The sequence below is a fragment of the Bradyrhizobium sp. Leo114 genome, from assembly GCF_055229415.2.
On the sequence record NZ_JBUYEN020000017.1, the window covers coordinates 156291 to 179067 of the forward strand.

The 22777-nt window shown below is 64.0% G+C and carries 22 protein-coding genes; 14 read left to right on the forward strand and 8 right to left on the reverse strand.

Annotated features, from left to right (window positions below):
• Positions 1-3: 3 nt before the first annotated feature.
• The 4 genes from urtD to urtA form a co-directional block, all read right to left on the reverse strand.
• Entirely contained in the window at positions 4-765 is a 762-nt protein-coding gene (gene urtD / locus ACZIRK_RS22030; protein ID WP_028165115.1) for an urea ABC transporter ATP-binding protein UrtD, read from the reverse strand.
• Positions 762-1937, reverse strand: coding sequence for an urea ABC transporter permease subunit UrtC (urtC, locus tag ACZIRK_RS22035; protein ID WP_130228568.1), 1176 nt, complete (start codon positions 1935-1937; stop codon positions 762-764). The genes urtD and urtC overlap by 4 nt, the downstream gene beginning before the upstream one ends.
• Positions 1934-3547, reverse strand: coding sequence for an urea ABC transporter permease subunit UrtB (urtB, locus tag ACZIRK_RS22040; protein WP_130228569.1), 1614 nt, complete (start codon positions 3545-3547; stop codon positions 1934-1936). The genes urtC and urtB overlap by 4 nt, the downstream gene beginning before the upstream one ends.
• Before the next feature lie 91 nt (positions 3548-3638).
• The gene (gene urtA, locus ACZIRK_RS22045) at positions 3639-4964 is read right to left on the reverse strand and encodes an urea ABC transporter substrate-binding protein (protein ID WP_130228570.1); all 1326 of its coding nucleotides are present in this window, start codon (positions 4962-4964) and stop codon (positions 3639-3641) included.
• A 569-nt stretch (positions 4965-5533) separates the two neighbouring features.
• On the opposite strand from urtA, the gene ACZIRK_RS22050 reads away from it, so the two are divergent.
• The 3 genes from ACZIRK_RS22050 to ACZIRK_RS22060 all read left to right on the forward strand — a co-directional run bounded on the left by ACZIRK_RS22050 (position 5534) and on the right by ACZIRK_RS22060 (position 7753).
• Positions 5534-6961 carry a DEAD/DEAH box helicase gene (locus tag ACZIRK_RS22050; protein ID WP_130228571.1) on the forward strand — a complete coding sequence of 476 codons (1428 nt, stop codon included), beginning with the start codon at positions 5534-5536 and terminating at the stop codon, positions 6959-6961.
• A gap of 25 nt (positions 6962-6986) precedes the next feature.
• On the forward strand, positions 6987-7277 hold the full coding sequence (infA, locus tag ACZIRK_RS22055; RefSeq protein WP_027579226.1) for a translation initiation factor IF-1: 291 nt from the start codon (positions 6987-6989) through the stop codon (positions 7275-7277).
• Between the two features lie 263 nt (positions 7278-7540).
• On the forward strand, positions 7541-7753 hold the full coding sequence (locus ACZIRK_RS22060) for a cold-shock protein (protein ID WP_028165110.1): 213 nt from the start codon (positions 7541-7543) through the stop codon (positions 7751-7753).
• Positions 7754-7839: 86 nt separating this feature from the next.
• On the opposite strand, the gene ACZIRK_RS22065 is transcribed toward ACZIRK_RS22060, so the two are convergent.
• The 3 genes from ACZIRK_RS22065 to ACZIRK_RS22075 form a co-directional block, all read right to left on the reverse strand.
• A complete protein-coding gene (locus tag ACZIRK_RS22065) occupies positions 7840-8478 on the reverse strand; it encodes a TadE/TadG family type IV pilus assembly protein (protein ID WP_349645108.1) in 639 nt (212 codons plus the stop codon).
• Between the two features lie 8 nt (positions 8479-8486).
• Positions 8487-9068 (reverse strand): TadE/TadG family type IV pilus assembly protein, encoded by a 582-nt coding sequence (locus ACZIRK_RS22070; protein ID WP_130228573.1) that lies wholly within the window; start codon positions 9066-9068, stop codon positions 8487-8489.
• Between the two features lie 157 nt (positions 9069-9225).
• The gene (locus ACZIRK_RS22075) at positions 9226-9741 is read right to left on the reverse strand and encodes a pilus assembly protein N-terminal domain-containing protein (protein ID WP_130228574.1); all 516 of its coding nucleotides are present in this window, start codon (positions 9739-9741) and stop codon (positions 9226-9228) included.
• 485 nt (positions 9742-10226) lie between these two features.
• Between ACZIRK_RS22075 and ACZIRK_RS22080 the strand changes: the two genes are divergently transcribed.
• From ACZIRK_RS22080 to ACZIRK_RS22120, 9 genes are all read left to right on the forward strand, one after another.
• Positions 10227-10391 (forward strand): Flp family type IVb pilin, encoded by a 165-nt coding sequence (locus tag ACZIRK_RS22080; protein ID WP_130228575.1) that lies wholly within the window; start codon positions 10227-10229, stop codon positions 10389-10391.
• A 309-nt stretch (positions 10392-10700) separates the two neighbouring features.
• On the forward strand, positions 10701-11225 hold the full coding sequence (locus ACZIRK_RS22085; RefSeq protein ID WP_130228576.1) for an A24 family peptidase: 525 nt from the start codon (positions 10701-10703) through the stop codon (positions 11223-11225).
• Between the two features lie 128 nt (positions 11226-11353).
• Entirely contained in the window at positions 11354-12151 is a 798-nt protein-coding gene (gene cpaB, locus ACZIRK_RS22090) for a Flp pilus assembly protein CpaB (RefSeq protein WP_028165105.1), read from the forward strand.
• Between the two features lie 41 nt (positions 12152-12192).
• Positions 12193-13644: a type II and III secretion system protein family protein gene (locus tag ACZIRK_RS22095; RefSeq protein ID WP_433994518.1), complete on the forward strand. Its 1452-nt coding sequence runs from the start codon at positions 12193-12195 to the stop codon at positions 13642-13644.
• 9 nt (positions 13645-13653) lie between these two features.
• Entirely contained in the window at positions 13654-14403 is a 750-nt protein-coding gene (locus ACZIRK_RS22100) for a CpaD family pilus assembly protein (RefSeq protein WP_130228518.1), read from the forward strand.
• Positions 14400-15665, forward strand: a complete 1266-nt coding sequence (locus ACZIRK_RS22105) for a CpaE/TadZ family protein (RefSeq protein ID WP_130228517.1) — start codon at positions 14400-14402, stop codon at positions 15663-15665. Before ACZIRK_RS22100 ends, ACZIRK_RS22105 begins: the two co-directional genes overlap by 4 nt.
• Positions 15666-15683: 18 nt before the next feature.
• On the forward strand, positions 15684-17147 hold the full coding sequence (locus tag ACZIRK_RS22110) for a TadA family conjugal transfer-associated ATPase (RefSeq protein ID WP_028165101.1): 1464 nt from the start codon (positions 15684-15686) through the stop codon (positions 17145-17147).
• Between the two features lie 11 nt (positions 17148-17158).
• Positions 17159-18136 carry a type II secretion system F family protein gene (locus ACZIRK_RS22115; protein WP_130228516.1) on the forward strand — a complete coding sequence of 326 codons (978 nt, stop codon included), beginning with the start codon at positions 17159-17161 and terminating at the stop codon, positions 18134-18136.
• Between the two features lie 10 nt (positions 18137-18146).
• Positions 18147-19121: a type II secretion system F family protein gene (locus tag ACZIRK_RS22120; RefSeq protein WP_130228515.1), complete on the forward strand. Its 975-nt coding sequence runs from the start codon at positions 18147-18149 to the stop codon at positions 19119-19121.
• Positions 19122-19277: 156 nt separating this feature from the next.
• On the opposite strand, the gene ACZIRK_RS22125 is transcribed toward ACZIRK_RS22120, so the two are convergent.
• A complete protein-coding gene (locus tag ACZIRK_RS22125) occupies positions 19278-20087 on the reverse strand; it encodes a tetratricopeptide repeat protein (protein WP_130228513.1) in 810 nt (269 codons plus the stop codon).
• Between the two features lie 114 nt (positions 20088-20201).
• Here ACZIRK_RS22125 and ACZIRK_RS22130 point away from each other — a divergent pair, with 114 nt between their 5' ends.
• Positions 20202-21584 (forward strand): leucyl aminopeptidase family protein, encoded by a 1383-nt coding sequence (locus ACZIRK_RS22130; protein WP_130228512.1) that lies wholly within the window; start codon positions 20202-20204, stop codon positions 21582-21584.
• The gene (locus tag ACZIRK_RS22135) at positions 21577-22419 is read left to right on the forward strand and encodes a C40 family peptidase (protein ID WP_130228511.1); all 843 of its coding nucleotides are present in this window, start codon (positions 21577-21579) and stop codon (positions 22417-22419) included. The genes ACZIRK_RS22130 and ACZIRK_RS22135 overlap by 8 nt, the downstream gene beginning before the upstream one ends.
• Positions 22420-22777 lie beyond the last annotated feature (358 nt).

Genomic DNA, 22777 nt, shown 5'->3' on the forward strand with positions numbered 1-22777 from the left:
CGCTTACCTACCCAGATACACTTCGACAACCCGCTCGTTCGACGACACCTGGTCGATGCTCCCCTCCGCCAGCACCGTGCCTTCATGCAGGCAGGTCACCTTCACGCCGAGCTCGCGCACGAAGGTCATGTCGTGCTCGACCACCATGATGGTATGGTCCTTGTTGATCTCCTTGAGCAGCTCCGCGGTCTGGTGGGTCTCGACATCGGTCATTCCGGCCACGGGCTCGTCGACCAATAGCAGCTTCGGATCCTGCGCCAGCAGCATGCCGATCTCCAGCCACTGTTTCTGGCCGTGCGACAGGCTGCCGGCGAGACGGTTGCGCGCGTCGGTCAAACGGATGGTCTCCAGCACTTTCTGGATGCGCTCGGTCTCGGCCCTGCTCTCGCGCCAGAACAGCGTGCCGCGCACGCTGTGGTCGACATTGAGCGCGAGCAGGAGATTGTCCTGCACGGTCTGGCTTTCGAACACCGTCGGCTTCTGGAATTTGCGACCGATACCGAGCTCGGCGATGCGGGTCTCGTCCAGCCGGGTCAGGTCGGTGACCCCGTCGAACAGCACGGTGCCTTCATCCGGCTTGGTCTTGCCGGTGATGATGTCCATCATCGTGGTCTTGCCGGCGCCGTTCGGGCCGATGATGGCGCGCATCTCGCCGGGCTCGAGCGCGAGCGAGAGGTTGTTAATGGCGTGGAAGCCATCGAAGGAGACGTGCACGCCGTCGAGATACAGCATCGCGGACGTGGCACGGGTATCCATCACGTTCATTGCGCCTGCTCCGCCGAATTGGGTTCGCTGATGCCGTCCTCGCGCGCGGCGCTTTCCACGGCCGCGACGCGCTGCGCCCTCCATGGCTCCCACCAGGAATTGAAGGTGCCGACGATGCCCTTGGGCAGCAGCAGCGTCACCAGGATGAACAGCGCGCCCAGCATGAACAGCCAGTACGGCGCGAGTGGCCCTGAGGTGAAGAACGTCTTGGCATAGTTGACGACGACGGCGCCAAGCGCAGCGCCGACCAGCGTGCCGCGGCCGCCGACCGCGACCCAGATCACCGCCTCAATTGAATTGCCCGGCGCGAATTCGCTCGGATTGATGATGCCGACCTGCGGCACATAAAGCGCGCCCGCAACGCCGGCCATGCAGGCCGACAGCGTGAACACGAACAGCTTGTAGGATTCGACGCGGTAGCCGAGGAAGCGGGTGCGGCTTTCGGCGTCACGCACTGCGATCAAGACCTTGCCGAGCTTCGAGGTCACGATCGCCCGGCAGATCAGGAAACCGATGATCAGCGCCAGGCAGCTCAGCGCGAACAAAGCGGCGCGGGTGCCGTCGGCCTGGACGTTGAAGCCCAGGATGTCCTTGAAGTCGGTCAGGCCGTTGTTGCCGCCGAAGCCGAAATCGTTGCGGAAGAAGGCAAGCAGCAGCGCATAGGTCATCGCCTGGGTGATGATCGAGAGATAGACCCCGGTGACGCGGGAGCGGAAGGCGAGCCAGCCGAAGCAGAAGGCGAGCAGGCCCGGCACCAGCAGCACCATCAGCGCCGCGAAGGGGAACATGTCGAAGCCGTACCAGTACCAGGGCAGCTTGTCCCAGTTCAGGAACACCATGAAATCAGGCAGGATCGGGTTGCCATAAACACCGCGGCTGCCGATCTGGCGCATCAGATACATGCCCATGGCGTAGCCGCCGAGCGCGAAGAAGGCGCCGTGGCCGAGCGAGAGGATGCCGCAATAGCCCCAGATCAAATCGATGGAGAGCGCGAGGATGGCGTAGCAGACATATTTGCCCCACAGCGCGACCAGATAGGTCGGCACCTGCAGGAACGAGCCCTGCGGCAGCAACAGGTTCGACAACGGGACCAGGATGCCGACGGCCGCGACGATCAGGATGAAGGCGGTCGCGGCGCGGTCAAGCGAGCGGGTGAGGATATGCGCGCTCATGCTTCCACCGCCCGCCCTTTCAGCGCGAACAGGCCGCGCGGCCGCTTCTGGATAAACAGGATGATCAGGACCAGGATGGCGATCTTGCCGAGCACGGCGCCGGCGACCGGCTCCAGGAACTTGTTGGCGATCCCCAGCGTGAAGGCGCCGACCAGCGTGCCCCAGAGATTGCCGACGCCGCCGAACACGACGACCATGAAACTGTCGATGATGTAGCTCTGGCCGAGATTGGGGCTGACATTGTCGATCTGCGACAGCGCGACGCCGGCGATGCCGGCAATCCCCGAGCCGAGGCCGAAGGTCAGCGCGTCGACGCGGGAGGTGGCAATGCCCATCGAGGCCGCCATGCGGCGGTTCTGGGTCACCGCGCGCATCTCGAGCCCGAGCGCCGTGTAGCGCAGCATCGCGAGCAGGATCACGAACACCGCGAGCGTGAAGCAGAGAATCCAGAGCCGGTTGTAGGTGATGGTGATCTGGCCAAGCTCGAACGCGCCGCTCATCCAGGAGGGGTTGCCGACCTCGCGGTTGGTCGGACCGAATACGGTGCGCACCGCCTGCTGCAGCACCAGCGACAGGCCCCATGTCGCCAGCAGCGTTTCCAGCGGACGGCCGTAGAGGAAGCGGATGATGCTGCGCTCGATCGCAACGCCGATCCCGCCCGCGACCAGGAAAGCCAGCGGCACGGCGATCAGGAGCGAATAGTCGAACAGGCCGGGATAGCGGGTGCGAATCACCTCCTGCACCACGAAGGTGGTGTAGGCGCCTATCATCACCATCTCGCCATGCGCCATGTTGATGACGCCCATCACACCGAAGGTGATGGCAAGCCCGATCGCCGCCAGCAGCAGCACCGAGCCGAGCGAGAGACCATACCAGGCGTTCTGCACCGCCGACCACATCGCCAGATTGCTCTGGATCGAGGTGATCGCGCCGGTGATGGCCTGCGCCACCAGCGGCGGCTGGTCGGAGCCGGCGCTGGTGAGTAGCGCCAGCGCTTCCTGGTCGCCGCGGGCCTTGATGACCGAGACAGCGTCGAGCTTGTCGTTCTCGGAGGCGTCAGACTTGAACAGGATGATCGCTGCACGGGCCTCGGTGAACGCCTGCTTGGCCGCCTTGTCGGTCTCCTTCGCAAGCGCGCCCTCCACCACGGGAAGCGCGTTCTCGTCATGGCTCTTGAAAACGGATTGCGCGGCAGCGACGCGCTTCGCCGGGTCGGGCGAGAGCAGCGTCAGGCTGCCAAGCGCGGCCTCGACCGTGCGGCGCAGGCGGTTGTTGAGACGGACGGACGCCGCATTGTCCGGCAGCTTGTCGACCACAGCGCCGGTGGCGGCATCGATGATCTTGCCGTCTGCTTGCGTGATGAAGACTTTCTTGCTCTCAGGATCGGCCGACAGCCGCTCTTCCTGGAGCGCCGAAATGATCGGGAAGGCGAGCGGATTGCCCGAGCTTGCGACCGCCTCGATCGCTTCCGCGGTATCGGAAAATTCGTCATTGGCGAACTTGGCGACCGCATCCTCGAACGGGCCCGCGAAGGCGGGCAGCGCGAAGCAAGCGATCAGCAGGACTGAAAGAACGAGCGCGCGAAAACGCTCAAGAAAATAGCCAAACACGTGACGACCCCGGCAGGAGTGGTGAGGAGAAGGCGACGAACACCGCCGCCTTCTCCAGTCTCTTGGAAGGTTGTTGAATGAACGGATCAGATCAGGAGCCCTGACCGCCGCACTTGTTGGTCTTGGTGTTCCAGTTGCCGCACTTCTTGCCGACCCAATCGCCGATCAGGTCCCTGGAGCCTTCGAGCTCCTTCGACCAGGCATCGCCCGCGACGAGGCCGGGAGTCTTCCACACCACGTCGAACTGGCCATTGCCCTTGATCTCGCCGATGAACACCGGCTTGGTGATGTGGTGGTTCGGCAGCATCTTGGAGACGCCGCCGGTCAGGTTCGGCGCTTCGATGCCGGGCAGCGCGTCGATCACCTTGTCCGGATCGGTCGACTTCACCTTCTCGACCGCCTTCACCCACATGTTGAAGCCGATGTAGTGCGCTTCCATCGGGTCGTTGGTCACGCGCTTCGGATTCTTGGTGTAGGCCTGCCAGTCCTTGATGAACTTCTCGTTGGCGGGGGTCTTGATCGACTCGAAGTAGTTCCAGGCGGCGAGATGGCCGACCAGCGGCTTGGTGTCGATGCCGGCCAGTTCTTCCTCACCGACCGAGAACGCGACCACCGGGATGTCGGTCGCCTTGATGCCCTGGTTGCCGAGCTCCTTGTAGAAGGGAACGTTGGCGTCGCCGTTGATGGTGGAGACCACCGCCGTCTTCTTGCCGGCCGAGCCGAACTTCTTGATGTCGGCCACGATCGTCTGCCAGTCGCTATGACCGAACGGCGTGTAATTGATCATGATATCTTCCTGCTTGACGCCCTTCGACTTCAAGTAGGCTTCCAGGATCTTGTTGGTGGTGCGCGGATAGACGTAGTCGGTGCCCGCCAGCACCCAGCGCTTCACCTTCTCGTCCTTCATCAGGTAGTCGACCGCGGGGATCGCCTGCTGGTTCGGAGCGGCGCCGGTGTAGAACACGTTGCGCTCGGACTCTTCGCCCTCATACTGCACGGGGTAGAACAGGATGTTGTTCAGCTCCTTGAACACCGGGAGCACGGATTTGCGCGACACCGAGGTCCAGCAGCCGAACACGACCGCGACCTTGTCCTTGGTGATGAGCTCGCGCGCCTTTTCCGCGAACAGCGGCCAGTTCGATGCGGGATCGACGACGACAGCCTCGAGCTTCTTGCCGAGCACGCCGCCTTTCTTGTTCTGCTCGTCGATCAGGAAGAGAATCGTATCCTTCAGCGTGGTCTCGCTGATGGCCATGGTGCCTGAGAGTGAATGCAGGATGCCGATCTTGATGGTGTCGTCGGCCGCTTTGGCCGGAGAAAATGGCGACGACGCCAAGCCCAAAACCAGGCCCGCGGCGGCAGCGAGCCAGCCGCGGCGGCTCAGCCTTGCTATATCGTGAGTAAGCTGTGTGATCATGAAATGTCATCTCCCTGACGCAGGCGTGAACGCATGCGAACGGCCCCACGGCCGCCTGCGACAAAAGGAATCGCAAGAACCATGCCACGGTCGAGGCACCGCTTAAGCCACTGCTGGCGCACCGCAATTTGGCGTTTCAGGAAGAATGCAGAGAACGGCAGCCCAATTATTGGGCGACAAAAATGTATGCCAAAGCGGCAATCAGTTCATTTTTTGAGCAATTAAACCGAGCTGGCTAAATTTCCGGCAGCCAATTGTGACGCTGTCACGACATCGGACTCGCCCCTGCAATAGCAACTTCGCTCCCGAGGCCGACCCAATCCGAGGAGAGTTTACCTTGAAAGTGCCGCGTTCATGTTCCATATGACTGTCATGACCCGCGCGAATCGCCGGGTCGGCGCAAGCTTGCGTGTTCTAGGCCGCCTTGGTTCCAACCAGCCTCGGCGGCTTTTGGCTTGCCTTTGATCAGCCAACAGCACCGATGCCCCAAACACGCGGGTATCACTGATGCCCTCACGCGCCCGGCCCACATGGCCGGCGCCTGACGTTTTGATGGAAAGACCTCCCTTTTGACCTCCTTTCAGGATTTCGGCCTTGCCGATCCCATCGCCCGCGCGCTTCGGGAAGAGAACTACGTCACCCCCACTCCGATCCAGGCCCAGACCATTCCGCTCGCGCTCGAAGGCCGCGATGTGATCGGCATAGCGCAAACCGGCACCGGCAAGACCGCTTCCTTCGCGCTGCCGATCCTCAACCGCCTGCTGCAGAACCGCACCAAGGTGCAACCGAAGTCGTGCCGCGTGCTGGTGCTCTCGCCGACCCGCGAATTGTCGGGGCAGATCCTCGACAGCTTCAATGCCTATGGCCGCCACATCCGCCTCTCTTCCGCGCTCGCGATCGGCGGCGTGCCGATGGGGCGGCAGGTCCGCTCGGTGATGCAGGGCGTCGAGGTCATGGTCGCGACCCCCGGCCGCCTGCTCGACCTCGTGCAGAGCAACGGCTTGAAGCTCAATCAGGTCGAGTTCCTGGTGCTCGATGAAGCCGACCGCATGCTCGACATGGGCTTCATCAATGACATCAGGAAGATCGTCGCCAAGCTGCCGCAGAAGCGACAGACGCTGTTCTTCTCTGCGACGATGCCGAAGGATATCGCCGAGCTCGCCGAAGCGATGCTGCGTGATCCGGCCCGCGTGGCGGTAACACCGGTGTCCTCGACCGCCGAGCGCGTCACGCAGCGCATCATCCAGGTCGATTTCACCGCCAAGCCCGCCATACTGGCGCAACTGCTGAAGCAGGAACCGGTCAACCGCGCGCTGGTGTTCACCCGCACCAAGCACGGTGCCGACAAGGTGGTGAAGGGGCTGGAGAAGGCCGGCATCGCGGCTAACGCTATACACGGCAACAAGTCGCAGAATCACCGCGAGCGCACGCTGGCGGCATTTCGTTCCGGCGAAATCCGCACCTTGGTCGCGACCGACATCGCCGCGCGCGGCATCGACGTCGACGGCATCAGCCATGTCGTCAATTACGACCTTCCCAACGTGCCGGAGACCTATGTGCACCGCATCGGCCGCACCGCACGCGCCGGCGCCGACGGCGTTGCAATCTCGCTGATCGCGGGCGCAGAGGAGATGGGATACTTGCGCGACATCGAACGGCTGATCCGGGTGGCGCTGCCGCGCGAAGATCGCCGTACACCGGGCAATCGCGAGCAGGCGCCTGCTCCCGCCGCCCCACATCGGGCGGCTGGACGATCGGCGCAGCGCCCCCATCAGACCAGAGGAAATGAATCACCTCAGGCAGCAAAAGGCCCTCGCCGCCGCCGCCGTCGAGGTGGTAAGAATGGCGCGCCACAGGCGAACCGGGGCGAGTCGCCACGTTCGCCGCAGATCGGCAAGAGCGAGGGTAAGCAGGGCGGCATTCAAGGCGTCGCCTTCTTGCACCGCGAAAGCCGGGCGAAACCGCAGCCCAACCGCAACAACCAAACGCAGCACTAGCCGTCTATCGATTCTGGAGACCCACATGGCTAAGGAAGAGCTGATCCAGTTCGAGGGGCTGGTGACCGAAATCCTCCCCGACGCACGCTATCGCGTGCAACTCGATACCGGACACGAGATTGTCGCCTACACGGCCGGCAAGATGAAGAAAAATCGCATCAAGACGCTGGCCGGCGACCGGGTTACGATTGAAATGTCGCCCTACGACCTCGAGAAGGGGCGGCTGATTTTCCGTCACAAGGATGAACGCCCGAGTTCGCCCGGCGGCCCGCCACGCGGCCAGCCGCCACGGGGCGGCCAGTTCCGCCGCCGCTGACGTGCCCCGAAGCCGTCCGGAATCGCGCACGACGCCCTGACGTCTTGCGCGATCCCTGCGGTTTCCACGTTCGAACGAAATCCGCGCACGTCAGGATTGTTTTAGGCCCGTTTTTCGCATAATATCGGGTTAATCGATTTTCGGCCGGACGACATTAGCCATCCACCGGTATCCCGGTTCGGCGCTGACGACCCTTCCAAAATTCGATCCACCAGCCTGCCACAAGCGGGCTTTGACTTGTCTATCTGAGAAGGGACTATCCCGTGAGCATGGGAACCGTGAAGTGGTTTAACGCAACCAAGGGCTACGGCTTCATTCAGCCCGATGACGGCGGCAACGACGTGTTCGTGCACATCAGCGCTGTCGAGCGCGCTGGCTTGGGCACGCTGCGCGAAGGCCAGAAGATCTCCTACGAGATCGTGTCCGATCGTCGGTCCGGCAAATCCGCCGCCGACAATCTGCGTTCGGCGGGCTGACCGACGACGGGCCTGCGTCCGCAGCGCCCATACGCATCAAGAACACTGAACAAAGAGAAGCCGCGCCGACCGCGCGGCTTTTCGCTTTAAGAAACCGGCGTGCAGCTACTGCTTGGCTTGGTGGGCGGCGGATAGTCGACGCAGGGCGACTGTCTCGGCCGGGTGTAGGCTTGGTCTTGCCATGGAATCTCGGTCTTGAGCACGTAACCAGTTAGCGACTTGTATTTGTAACTGACCTCGCTCCAGATCAGCCAGGTATTCGGTATCAATAACCCCGGTGGAACCGGTACCGTATCATTCGGCTTGTGCGGCGAATTCTGAAGCGCGGCTGTCGGCGAGCCGCTCATTGTGACGGTGGCCGACTGGCTCCACTGGATCTTCGCGATACCGTTCTTGTCGATGAATACTTCCGAGACGGTCGCGGTCAGCGGTGTCAAGGAATAAGGCAACAGGATTGCTCCGCTCAGGGCGAAGACATTCTGCATGTCCGTGGTGGTGACGCTGTTCAGCGATTGCGACGTCAGGTCGGATGCCGCGCGCGCCACCAGCGCCAGCTTGCGCTGGATGGCGACGAAGGAGCTGACCTCGACCGTTCCGAAGACCAGCACCAGCATAATGGGCACGATCAGCGCGAACTCGGTCGCTGCCACGCCGCGGCAATCGTTGACGAGATTGCGGACCTGGCGGCGCACGTGCCAGATCGATGAGAGAAACCTCATTTTCATCGTTTCGCTCATGAGCATGTCGTCCCGCCAGTTAGGAAGGGCTCGTTCCTGAAGACCGCGATTGCCGACAACAGGCGTTTGCTGCCATTCAGATTGGAGGGGTCGTAGCCGAGCACGTCTCCAAAGTTGAGCATCTTGGTGACGATGACGGGCCACTGATAGAACAACCTAGCCACGACGAAATTGCCGTCTTGGCCAGGACAGTATTTCATATCATCGATGAAGGCGCCGCCCGAACCGATCTGGTTAGGGATTTTGATCACGTTGACCTGCGGGTAACTACGAACGTCGACATAGATGCCCTTGCAGTCGAACATGAAACTGAGCTTGTGGGCGCAGACCGCATTCTTGAAGTCCTGCGGACTGAGCGAGCCGCTTTGCGCCTGTCCGGTCAGGACCAAGCGCGCGGAATCCTGGGTGATCGTCTCGAGCACCTGGCCGGCGAAGAATATCAGCGCCGTCTCGATGATCGCAAACAACAACACGAAGAACACCGGAGCGACGAGGGCGAATTCGACGGCGGTTACGCCGCGACGATCGCGGCGAAACCGGCGCAACAATTTCCGGAAAGAGCCTGGAGGCTGTGGCATCGGAGGAGTCTCGTAGCGGGGTGGTGCCGCAACGATTATCTGAAACAGATTGTCGAAATGTTTCGTCGGATCGCGACAGCACGACCCGTTCCGTTAGGTCGGCGTTAAGCATGGGCGGACAGCGCAAGGCCGCCGCCGACGGCCTCTGCAGGTTTCGTTAGTTGGGGGACGACGGTTTGGGGGCGGTCCCGCCCTGCCCGCTTGCCTGGGTGCTGAGCGAGCCGGCCTGATCGATCGTGGACTTGAAGTAGTTCTCGCCGTCGCCGAGCGTCACGCGGCGTTGGCAGATCGGCATGCAGCTATAGGATTCCCGCTCGATGCCGCGATAGACGGTGACGAGCTGGTCGCTCGGGCCCTGGACCTGGATCTGGCGGTCGACCAGGATCTCGCCGTTGCGGTCCATCGCGATGAAATTGGTGGCGCCGTAACCCTTGCCCGTGACGACCACGACGCCGCCGGTCTGCAGCGTCACATCGGCGATCATGGGGTTGCCGACCACGATGGTGGCGATGCCGGTCGGGAGCTTGACGAGCTTGGCCTGGTCGACATTGACCTCGATCCGATCAGGATCGGCCGCGGCAAAGCTTGCGGAAGGCCATGCCGCGGCGGCGGCTGCGAGAAGGCTGAAGGCAAGACCCGCCAACGTGCGGACACGCTCTGACTTGAACGACATACTCTACCCCGGGGCATTGACAAGCCGGCAACCGCGATACGCAGCGGAAGCGACACCCGACAGAGCTAAACTGACAACAATTCATGAACGAAGTGCAAAAAGCGCTTCCGCAATTTCATCCGCATTCATTTCCAGGAGGGACAAACGAACTGCCCGATGATCTAGCTTGTCGAACCGAGGTCTCCCCCGTGAGGATCAACCATGGGGCGGCTCGGACGCGATCGCTGCATTCTTGGCGTGGCGCGCCATAGAGGAGCACGATCGAGTCTCTCATCGAACCCAAGATATGTGCATTTTATCGATTGTCTTAAGCCCGCGTTGACTCTGCGTCGGAACTGTCAAATTTGGCGCGATCTTTCTGCAATCGAATTAACTGCTGCGCAATTGTCGCACCCCTAGGTTCGCGTGCATGGTCACGGCGCTGAGAACGCTGGGGTGACCAAAACACTAAGTTCGACCAGCCACGTGCACACCAGGAGCAATCTATGAAGAACCTCGTTTCGCGTTTCATTAAGGACGAATCGGGCGCGACCGCCATCGAATACGGTCTGATCGCCGCCCTCATTGCCGTCGTGATCATTGGCACCCTTCGAGTCATCGGCACCGATCTCAACGCCAAGTTGGTGGCAGTGGACAACGGGCTGAAGTAATCCGCTCTTTTCGGCAAAGGCCCCGGCGATCCGGGGCCTTTGTCTTATGTCTTATTCGTCGAATTGAACGGCGACGGTATGCGTAGATCAACTGTTCCGCGCCTCGCGGTCACAAAGAGCTGCTTTCGTGCCGGCAATCTGAACGACGCACCCGCGCAGACCGTCTGCGTCGCCCTGGCACTGGCAGTTATCACGCTCGCCTGGCGCATTGCGGCAGTCTGGTGACGTGCCGGCCTTCGCCGATTATTCATCTCTCGCGGCTAGATTCGAGGCGCCACTCATCCTGACCGCTCGGGCTCGCGTAATCACATGATCCTCGACATTCTTCGCCTGCTGCTGTTTCCCGCACTGATGGCGTTCGCGGCTGCAAGCGACCTTGTCAGCATGACGATTTCAAACCGTGTGTCGCTGGCGCTCGTGGCGGGCTTCGTCGTGCTCGCGCTTGCGAGCGGCATGGGGTTCTATGAGGTGCTTTCGCATGCCGGTGCCGGCGCCGCCGTGCTCGCGGCTGGATTTGCCTGCTTTGCGTTCGGCTGGATTGGCGGCGGGGACGCCAAGGTTGCAGCCGGCGCTGCGCTCTGGTTCGGCTTCGATCATCTCCTGCCCTATCTGCTCTATGCGTCCGTGTTCGGCGGCGCGCTGACGCTGCTGCTGCTCCAGTTCCGACGATGGCCGCTGCCCTACCCGCTGCTGGGCCAGGCCTGGCTGCTGCGGCTGCATGCCAAGGAGACCGGCATTCCCTACGGCATCGCGCTCGCGCTTGGCGCGCTCGTGATCTATCCCGAGACCGGGTGGATGAAGGCGGTCGACTTCGCGCATTTCGTAATGCGTTGAAAGGGCGGAAGTAACTGCCCGTTAAGGCGATTTAGATACGCCTCATTAACCATGCTTTGACGAATAGCTGGTCAACTGCCGATCACGGCGGCGGAACCGTCGCGTCGTCCTGTGGAAAGTGAAGCGTAATGAACACCGCACGCATTGTGGTCTTGGCTATCGCCGGCGTTGCCGGCCTCGCGGCCCTGTATCTGGCGAGCGGAAGCAATAACCAGCCCGCTCCCAAATCCCAGCCCGCGGCGCAACTGCCGACCATCGACATCCTCGTCGCGAAGTCCGACATCGGTCTCGGCCAGTCGGTCAAGGCCGACGATTTGCAGTGGCAGACCTGGCCGGCCTCGAGCGCGAGCGGCTCGTACATGCGGCGCGACGGCAAGGCCGACGCCATGAAGGACGTCATTGGCTCGATTGCCCGCGCCCCCTTCATCGCCGGCGAGCCGATCCGCGAGCAGAAGCTGGTGAAGGCCGATGGCAGCGGCTTCATGGCCGCGATCCTGCCGTCCGGCATGCGCGCGATTTCGACCGAAATCTCGCCGGAGACCGCTGCCGGCGGCTTCATCCTGCCGAACGACCGGGTCGACGTCATTCTCTCCCGGCGCGAGAAGAACCCGGACGGCCAGGGCGCCGACATCGTCAATTCGGAGATCATCCTGAGCAATGTCCGCGTGCTCGCGATCGACCAGGCGCCGAAGGAGAAGGACGGTACCAGCGCGCTGATCGGCAAGACCGTGACGCTCGAGCTCAAGCCCGAACAGGCGGAAACGCTGGCGCGTGCGCGCCAGAGCGGCACGCTGACGCTGGCGCTGCGCAGCATCGCCGACGTCAATATCGTCGAGGCCAACGCCGACAATCAAACACGCCGGCGCGGCCAAAGCATCAACGTCATCCGGTACGGCATCGCCAGCCCGCAAACGGTACAGAAGTGAGCGAAAGGGCGCAGGGAATGAAGGGCTGGGGGAATCGATCGATGATGCGGGCTTTCGTCGTTCGCGCCCTGTCGTTTTCGGCCGCTGTCGCCTTCACACTGAACCCGGCCCTGACGCCGGTGGTGGCGAGCGATTACCGCGTCGCGGCGCCGCCCGCGGCCGACGGCCAAGCCAGTGCGCGCTTCCTGTCGCTCGGGGTCGGCAAATCGGTCGTGATCGACCTGCCGCGCGACATCAAGGACGTGCTGGTGGCCGATCCCAAGATCGCCAATGCCGTGATCCGCTCCTCGCAGCGCGCCTACATCATCGGCGCCGCGGTCGGCCAGACCAACATCGTGTTCTTCGATTCTGCCGGCGCGCAGATCGCCGCCTATGACATCGCCGTTAAACGCGACCTCAATGGGGTACGCGCGGCGCTCCGCCAGGCGCTGCCGCATGCCGACATCCAGATCGACGGCGTCGGCGACGGCGTGGTGCTGACCGGTACGGCCTCGAGCCCGATCGAGGCGCAGCAGGCCGGCGATCTCGCCGCGCGGCTTGCCGGCGGCGCTGAAAAGGTAGTCAATTCGATCGTGGTCCGCGGCCGCGACCAGGTGATGCTCAAGGTCACCGTCGCCGAGGTCGCGCGCAACATCATCAAGCAGCTCGGCATCGACCTCACCGCCAACCTGAACTACGGCACCGCGGTGGTGAGTTTCAGGAACGACAACCCCTTCACCGCCTTTGGTCGCCCGCTGCTGCCCAACAACACGGCGACAACCGCGTTCGGCGCCAGCCCCTCGGTATCGGCGACGCTGCGCGCGATGGAAAGCGCGGGCGTGGTGCGAACGCTGGCCGAGCCGAACCTGACGGCCATTTCCGGCGAGTCGGCCACCTTCATCGCCGGCGGCGAATTCCCGATCCCCGCAGGCTACTCCTGCGACCCCGTCACCCATGTCTGTATCACGCAGATCCAGTTCAAGAAATTCGGCATCTCCTTGAACTTCACGCCGGTCGTGCTGACCGAAGGCCGCATCAGCCTGCGGGTGATGACCGAAGTGTCCGAACTGTCGAACGACAATTCGATCACGCTCTCGCAATCCGTCACCGCCAATCAGGTGAACACGCTGACCATTCCCTCGATCAAGACCCGCCGCGCGGAAACGACCCTGGAAATCCCTTCCGGCGGCGCGATGGCGATGGCCGGCCTGATCCAGGAGCAAACCAAGCAGGCCATCAACGGCTTTCCGGGTCTTGCCCAACTGCCGATCCTCGGCACGCTGTTCCGCAGCCGCGACTTCGTCAACAACCAGACCGAGTTGATGGTGCTGGTGACCCCCTATGTCGTGCGCGCGGTGGCGCAGAAGGACCTGTCGCGGCCGGATGACGGCTTTGCCAACGCCTCGGACCCGCAGGCCGACTTCCTCGGCAGCATCAACCGCATCTATGGCGTGCCGGGCCGTACGGAGCCGGGGCGAAATTACCGCGGCACCTACGGCTTCATTACCGACTGAGGCGGGACGATGACACCCAAGCTGACATCCAAACGTTCCGCCGATCGCAGCCGCGCCCTCGCCCGTCTCGGGGCACTGATCGGCATTGCCGTGGCGCTCGGTGCCTGTCGGCACACAGATGATTCGCCGCTCGCGAGCTATCCCGACGATTATCGTCTGCGCCATCCGATCGCAGTCCAGGAAGCCGACCGCTCCATCGTGGTGTTCGCCGGCAGCGGCCGCGGCGGCCTCACCGCCGAACAGCGCGCCGACGTGATGGGGCTGGCGCAGACCTGGCTCCGCGAAGGCACGGGCGCGATCAGCATCGACACACCGGTCGGCGCGCCGAATGCGCGCGCCGCCGCCGATTCCCTGCGTGAGATCCAGGCGACCTTCGCCGCCGCCGGCGTGCCGCCGCGCGCGGTCGCCGTGCGCCAGTATCACCCCGAGGATCCGCGCCATTTCGCGGCCATCAGGATCAACTATGCGCGGATCTCGGCGGTGGCCGGCCCCTGCGGCACCTGGCCGGAGGACCTCGGACCGTCGATCAACAACAAGAGCTATTTCGACAACAAGCCCTATTACAATTTCGGCTGTGCCTACCAGCGCAACCTCGCCGCCATGGTCGACAATCCGAGTGACCTCGTGCAACCGCGCGCGGAGACGCCGCCATACACCGAGCGGCGTGACATCGCCTTCGCGAAATACCGGAAGGGCACCTCGACGACGACCACCTATCCCGAGGCCGACAAGGCCAAGCTGAGCGATGTGGGCAAATGATCAGCTACGCGCGCCAGAATTCCGACGCCCAGCCTGACGTCCCGCCGCCGACGGAGGAGCATATCGCGCCGGCGCCGCGGGTGTCGGTGCAGGCATTCTGCGACACGGTGGAGACCGCCGCGGCGGTGCAGTCGGCCGGCGAGGACCGCAGGCTCGCCAAGGCGCATCTGAAGATCCAGATGGGCGGCATGGCCGCCGCCATCGAGGCCTATCGCTCGGCGCCGACGCCAAACGTCATCATCCTGGAAACCGGGGCCAATGGCGACATCCTCGGCGGTCTCGACCAACTTGCCGCGGTCTGCGACGCCGGCACGCGCGTGATCGTGATCGGACGCCTCAACGATGTCGCGCTCTATCGCGAGTTGGTCCGCCGCGGCGTCAGCGACTACATGATCGCGCCTGTTGTCGCCATCGACGTGGTGCGCTCGGTCTGCAACCTGTTCTCGGCGCCGGAGGCCAAGGCGGTCGGGCGCATCCTTGCCGTGGTCGGCGCCAAAGGCGGCGTCGGCGCGTCCACGGTGGCGCATAACGTCGCCTGGGCGATCGCGCGCGACCTGGCGCTGGATTCCGTCGTCGCCGATCTCGATCTCGCCTTCGGCACCGCGGGCCTCGACTACAACCAGGATCCGCCGCAGGGAATCGCCGAGGCCGTGTTCTCGCCCGACCGCGTCGACACCGCCTTCATCGACCGGCTGCTGTCGAAATGCACCGATCACTTGAGCCTGCTGGCGGCGCCGGCCACGCTCGACCGCGTCTACGATTTCGGCGCCGAGGCCTTCGATGCAATCTTCGACACGCTTCGTACCACCATGCCCTGCACCGTGCTCGACGTCCCCCACCAATGGTCGGGCTGGACCAAGCGGGCACTGATCGCCGCCGACGACATCCTGGTGGTCGCAGTCCCCGACCTTGCCAACCTTCGCAACACCAAGAACCTGGTCGACCTCTTGAAGGCCTCGCGGCCGAACGACCGCGCGCCGCTCTACTGCCTCAACCAGGTCGGCGTGCCGAAGCGCCCCGAGATCAACGCCGCCGAATTCGCCAAGGCGATCGAGGCCGAGCCGATCGCAACGATTCCGTTCGATCCGCAGATCTTCGGCTCGGCCGCCAATAACGGCCAGATGATCGCGGAGATCTCCACCAATCATCGCACCATCGAGATGTTCCTTCAGATCGCGCAGCGGCTGACGGGCCGCGGCGAGACCAAGAAAACCAAAGGGTCGTTCCTGTCGCCCCTGCTGGGGAAGCTGCGGGCGAAATAGCCGCTCTGGAGTAGAGTCGTGTTTGGTAAGCGTAGCGCAAATGACAGTGAAGTGCGGGCACTGAGGCCCGCTGCTCACGCGCCGGAACCGTCGGCCGCAGCCACGCCGGCGCGCGAGATGGCGCCTCCGACCATGCCTTCGCCCCCGATCGCCCCGCCCAAGCCGCCGCCGGCGCCGACCGTCGACACGCGCCGGTCCGACACTTACTACCAGGTCAAGGCCACCATCTTCGGCGCGCTGATCGAGGCAATCGATCTCGCCCAGCTCGCCAAGCTCGACGGCGACTCCGCGCGCGAGGAAATCCGCGACATCGTCAACGAGATCATCGCGATCAAAAACATCGTGATGTCGATCGCCGAGCAGGAGGACCTGCTCGACGACATCTGCAACGACGTGCTCGGCTACGGCCCGCTCGAGCCGCTGTTGTCGCGCGACGACATCGCCGACATCATGGTCAACGGCGCCGGCACGGTTTACATCGAGGTCGGCGGCAAGATCCAGCGCACCGGCATCCGCTTCCGCGACAACCAGCAGCTTCTCAACATCTGCCAGCGCATCGTCAGCCAGGTCGGCCGCCGCGTCGACGAGTCTTCGCCGATCTGCGACGCGCGTCTCGCCGACGGCTCGCGCGTCAACGCCATCGTGCCGCCGCTCGCGATCGACGGGCCCGCGCTCACCATTCGTAAATTCAAGAAGGACAAGCTGACGCTGGAGCAGCTCGTCAAGTTCGGCGCAATCACGCCGGAAGGCGCAAGCATCCTGCAGATCATCGGCCGCGTCCGTTGCAACGTCTTGATTTCCGGCGGTACCGGTTCGGGCAAGACCACCCTGCTGAACTGCCTGACCAACTATATCGAGCACGACGAGCGCATCATCACCTGCGAGGACGCCGCCGAGCTGCAACTGCAGCAGCCGCATGTGGTCCGGCTGGAGACCCGGCCGCCCAATATCGAAGGCGAAGGCCAGGTCACGATGCGCGAACTGGTCCGCAACTGCCTGCGTATGCGCCCCGAGCGCATCATCGTCGGCGAGGTCCGCGGACCGGAGGCGTTCGACCTGTTGCAGGCGATGAACACCGGCCATGACGGCTCGATGGGCACGCTGCACGCCAACAACCCGCGCGAGGCGCTGTCGCGCTGCGAATCCATGATCACGATGGGTGGCTTCGCGCTGCCCTCGCGCACCATCCGCGAGATGATCTGCGCCTCGATCGACGTCATCATCCAGGCGGCGCGCCTGCGCGACGGCTCCCGCCGCATCACCCACATTACGGAGGTGATGGGTATGGAAGGCGACACCATCATCACGCAGGACGTCTTCCTGTATGACATCGTCGGCGAGGACGCCAACGGCAAGATCATCGGCCGGCATCGTTCGACCGGCATCGGCCGGCCGAAATTCTGGGAGCGCGCCCGCTACTACAACGAGGAGAATCGCCTGGCCGCTGCGCTCGACGCCGCCGAAGCGCCGCCGCCGGCATAAGGAAGCCGATGATGAACCTGCAATCGCTTGCCCTCGCCTTCCTCGCGGCAACCGCGGTCGGCGGCCTCGGCTGGGTCTTCCTCTATCCTTTGCTGTCGGGGGAGAAGCAGGCGGAAGCGCGCCGCGCCTCGATCGGCCGTTCCGAACCCGCAACCGTTCGGCAGGCCGAACGAACCCAGCGTTCGCGCCGCGAGCAGGTCGAAGGAACCTTGCGCGAGCTCGACGCGCGACGGCAGAAGGAGGCGAAGCTTCCGCTGAGCAAGCGCCTGACCCAGGCCGGCCTCGACTGGACGCCTCAGAAGTACTGGATCATTTCCGCCGTCCTTGCAGCGATCGGCTTTGCGCTCTCCTACGTGATCGGCGGCGGACTGCTCGGCGCAGTAGGCATTGCCTTCGCCGCGGGCTTCGGACTGCCGCGCTGGCTGCTCGGCTACCTGAAAAAGCGCCGTGAGGCAGCGTTCCTCAAGGCGCTCCCCGACGCCGTCGACGTGATCGTGCGCGGCATCAAAGCCGGACTGCCGTTGTTTGAATCGCTCAAGGTGGTCGCCAGCGACTCGCCTGAACCGCTCAAGAGCGAGTTCAAGGCAATCATCGAGACACAGACCATCGGCATGCCGCTCGGCGATGCCTGCGCCCGCCTTTACGAGAGCATGCCGCTGCCGGAAGCGAACTTCTTCGGCATCGTGGTCTCGATCCAGCAAAAATCCGGCGGCAATCTCTCGGAAGCGCTTGGCAACCTCTCCCGCGTGCTGCGCGACCGCAAGAAGATGAAAGAGAAGATCAAGGCGATGTCAATGGAAGCCAAGGCTTCCGCAAGCATCATCGGCGCACTGCCCCCGACCGTCATGATGCTCGTCTATATCACAGCACCCGATTACATCTCCCTGCTGTGGACCCATCCGACCGGCCAACTGATGCTGGTCGCCTGCGTGCTCTGGATGAGCATCGGCGTCTTCGTGATGAAGAAGATGATTAATTTCGATTTCTGATGGGTGAAGCATGATTGATCTTCTGGCCAGCAAGCTCCACGACGTCAGGTTCATGACCATGCTGCTTGCGGCGATCGCCGTGAGCGCAACCTGCTACTCGCTGATCATGCCGTTGTTCGCCGGCGAGAATCTGCAGAAGCGGATGAAGGCGGTGGCGAGCGAACGCGAGCGCATCCGCCAGCGCGAACGCGAGCGGATGGCCAAATCGGAGAAAGCGTCGCTGCGGCAGGCGCCGAGGCAGTTCGTCTCCAAGGTCGTGGAAGACCTCAACCTGAGCAAATGGGTGGCGCAGGAGAGCGCTCGCGACAAGCTCATCATGGCCGGCTATCGCGGCAACGCACCCTACATCACCTTTCTGTTCTTCCGTGCCCTGACGCCGATCGCCATGCTGGTCGGCGCCGCACTATATGTTTTCGTGATTGCGAAACTGGAGGGCTCGATGCTGATGAATATCGGCATCTGCCTCGGCGCGGCGTATCTCGGATTGCAGGCGCCCATGCTGTTCCTGAAGAACGCCATCACCAAGCGTCAGCTTTCGATCAGGCGCGCTTTCCCCGATGCTCTCGACCTGCTCTTGATCTGCGTCGAGTCCGGCATGTCGGTCGAGGTCGCTTTCAGGAGAGTCGCAACCGAGATCGTCGGGCAATCGGTCGCGCTGTCGGAAGAGTTCACGCTCACCACGGCGGAGCTCTCCTACCTGCAGGACCGCAAGACGGCCTATGAAAACCTCGCCGCCCGCACCGGGCTCGAGAGCGTGAAGTCGGTCTGCCTGGCGCTGCAGCAGTCCGAGCGATACGGCACGCCGCTCGGCCAGAGCCTGCGCGTGATGGCGCAGGAAAATCGCGACATGCGCATGTCGGAGGCCGAGAAGAAAGCTGCCGCGCTGCCGCCGAAACTGACGGTACCGATGATCCTGTTCTTCCTGCCCTGCCTCTTCATCGTCATTCTCGGACCGAGCTACATCAGGATCACCGAGCTGCACTGAAGCGGTTGCGCGCGTCCCTGCGAGAGCGTTTTCGAGCGAAGTGGATACCGGTTCGCGTGAAGAAAACGCGTCAAATCAAGAATCTAGAGCTTCGGTTCTGATTCAATCAGAACCGAAAATGCTCGAGCGATCTGGAGCTGGAACGCCGGAGACGGATCAGTCGTCGCGCGCTACGATCGGCACCGGTTTCGCCGCTGCGGTTCGCGGATTGTCCCGGCCCTTCAGCATGTCGCGGAGGTAGGCGACATTGGCGGCGGCTTCGTCCGCCGGCAGGTCGGCCTTGACGATATTCTCGGCTTCCGCGAATCGGCCCTGCAAGCCGACCACCAGGGCAAAGTTCTGCCGCACCCGGCTGTCGGCCCGGCTGCTGGCATAGGCACGGCGCAGCTTCTCTTCCGCCTTGGGCAGGTCGCGGCTCAGCATGTAGGACAGGCCGAGATTGGACAGTACGGACGGTTCGTCCGGCGCGAGGCGCAGCGCGCTCGCATAATAGCGGCGCGCCTCGTCATGCCGGCCAAGCCTGTCGAGCGTGGTTCCCTGCACCGACAGGATGCGCCAATCGGGATTGTCGGGTGAGTGCGCGCGGCTCAGCACGTCGAACGCCGCCTGCGCATTGCCGTTGTCGGCAAGCGCCCGGCCGTAGGCTGCGAGCAGTGGCCGGTTGCCGGGATTGGCGATGGTGGCCTGTTCCAGCATCGCGACCGCCTGCGCCCGCTGCCCGGTCGTGCGCAGCGCCTGACCGTAACCGATCGCGGCGTCGACATCCTTCGGATTGGCGCGATAGCGCTCGCCATAGAATTCGACGGCGCGGCGCGGGTCATCCGGCGCGGCTGCGGCAGTCCTCGTCCGCGTGGTCAGGGAGCCCGCGACGTCGGAGAGCGTCTGGCAGCCGCCAAGACTTGCCGCCAGCAGCGCCGAAAGGGCAGCCGACGCGAGCGCGCGGGCAAGACTGGACTGTCGACGCATGGCGCTTTAACTCACAATTTCGCGCGAAAAGAACGAGCCGAATGCACCAGCAATAGACTGTTAACCCTAACGTCTGGTTAATTAGGCAGCGCCCCTGCCATTGACGAGAGTCGCATGCCATCCATCTTCGAAACTGCGTCCGTGTCGAACGCCATTCCCATCACTTTCGTCACCAAATCGAACTGGGAGCAGATCCGCGAGACGCTTCCCGCGCATGCGCGGCAGTTCGCCCAGGCCAATGGCTTTGCGGCCAGGCCCGGCAAATATCTCGCGCTTCCGGCGCCCGACGGTTCGCTCGCACAGGTGCTGTTCGGACTTGAGGATGAGGCAAGCCGGTCGCGCGATCCATTCCGGCCGGGCAGCCTGCCCGGATTGCTGCCATCAGGCCTCTACCGCTTCGCCAATGCGCCGCACGATACGCGGCTCGCAGCACTCGCCTTTGCGCTCGGCAGCTACCGTTTCGGCCGCTATCGCAAGGCGGAAGCGCCCGACGTGCAGCTGGTGCCGCCGGATGGCGTCGACGCGGCAGACCTGGCGCGCATGGTGGAGGCCGCATGCCTGGCGCGCGACCTCATCAACACGCCCTCGAACGACATGGGGCCGCAAGAGCTGGCGCAGGCGGCGGAGCAGGTCGCGGCGCGGTTCGGCGCCACTTTCAACTGCATCATCGGCGACGAGCTGGTGCGACAGAATTTTCCGCTGGTCCACGCCGTCGGCATGGCGTCGAACCGCGCGCCGCGCCTGATCGATTTCACCTGGGGCAACCCCGATCACCCCAAGGTGACGCTGGTCGGCAAGGGCGTCTGCTTCGACACCGGCGGGCTCGATCTGAAACCATCGAGCGGCATGCTCATCATGAAGAAGGACATGGGCGGCGCCGCCAATGTGCTGGCGCTGGCACAGATGGTGATGGATGCGAAGCTCAAGATACGGCTGCGCGTGCTGATCCCCGCGGTCGAGAATGCGGTCGCGGGCAACGCCTTCCGCCCGCTCGACATCTTCACCTCGCGCAAGGGGCTGACGGTCGAGATCGGCAACACCGACGCCGAGGGACGGCTGGTGCTTGCCGACGCGCTGGCGCTCGCCGATGAGGAGAAGCCGGATCTCCTGATCGATTTGGGTACGCTGACCGGCGCCGCGCGCGTGGCGTTGGGGCCGGACCTGCCGCCATTCTATACGCAGGACGATACGCTGGCAGCGGAGGTGGCGGCGCATGCGAGAGCGGAGCATGATCCATTATGGCGCATGCCGCTATGGCCTGCCTACGATGCCTGGCTGGATTCGAAGACCGCCGACATCACCAACGCGCCGTCGGGCACCTTCGCCGGTTCGATCACGTGCGCGCTGTTCCTGCAGCGCTTCGTCGAGCACGCCAAACGCTGGCTGCATGTCGATATCTACGGCTGGACTCCCAGCGCGAAACCGGCGCGGCCCGAGGGCGGCGAATGCCAGGCGGCGCGCGCGATCTACAAACTGTTGAGCCAGCGCTATGGATGATCCGCGCCTGACACCTTCCCGCGGCGACATCGCAGCCAAATATCTCGAAGGCAAGGTGCGCGCTGAGCGCTTCGTTGCGGGCGAGGAGTTCGAGATCGCGCACGCACTCGCACCGCTCCGCGACGGCCCCCGCTCCGACGCTACGCTGCTGACGCAGGCTCTGAAGGGCGAGCGCGTCACCATCTATGACCGCAACAGCGAGGGATTCGCCTGGGGCCAGCTTGGCAGCGACGGCTATGTCGGCTGGCTGCCCGACGCCGCACTGGCAAAACCTTCCGCCGCGCCGACCCAGAAGGTGACGGCGCTGCGGACTTTTGCGTTCCCCGGTCCCTCGATCAAGCTACCGCCGGTCGAGACGCTGTCGCTCGGCGCCAGGCTGAACGTCGCGCGCGAGGACGGCACGTTCGCGGTGACGCGCGAGGGCTGGTATCTGCCGCGCCGCCATGTCGGCAGCATCGACGGGATCGAGGATGATTTCGTCACCGTGGCCGAACGTTTCGTCGGCACGCCCTATCTCTGGGGCGGCAAGAGCAGCCTCGGTATCGATTGCTCCGGCCTGGTGCAGATCGCGCTGACCGCCGCCGGCACCGGCTGTCCGCGCGACAGCGACATGCAGCAGCAAGGCCTCGGGCGCGAGCTGAGCGCGGCGGAAGCAAAGAAACTGCAACGCGGCGACCTGATCTTCTGGAAGGGCCATGTCGCCATCGTGCGCGATGCGACCACGATCGTGCATGCCAATGCGCATCACATGGCAACCGTGATCGAGCACACCACGGAAGCCATCGCCCGCATCAAGGCGGCCGGCAGCGACGTGGTCGCGATCAAGCGGCTTTAACTCGTAGCCCGGGTGGAGCGCAGCGCAACCCGGGACAGCTGCGTCAAGGTCCCACCGGCGGACCCCGGGTTATGGACTAACGATGGCGCTCCTTCACCTCTCCCATTGGGAGAGGTCGGCGCGCAGCGCCGGGTGAGGGGCTCCGCTCTCTCGAGGGACCTGCCGGCGCGCCCCCCCGCGGGCGTCCGCACACACCTACCCACACCGCGGCGCGGCGGGTCGCGCCCCCCCCCGCCCGCACCCCCCCCCCCACAAGCACCCCGCCCGGGGTCCTGTCGCCGCGGCCCCAGCACGCCACCGCCCCGGGGGGGGGGGCGGCGGGGGCGGCGGGGGGGGGGGGGGGGGGGGGGGGGGGTGT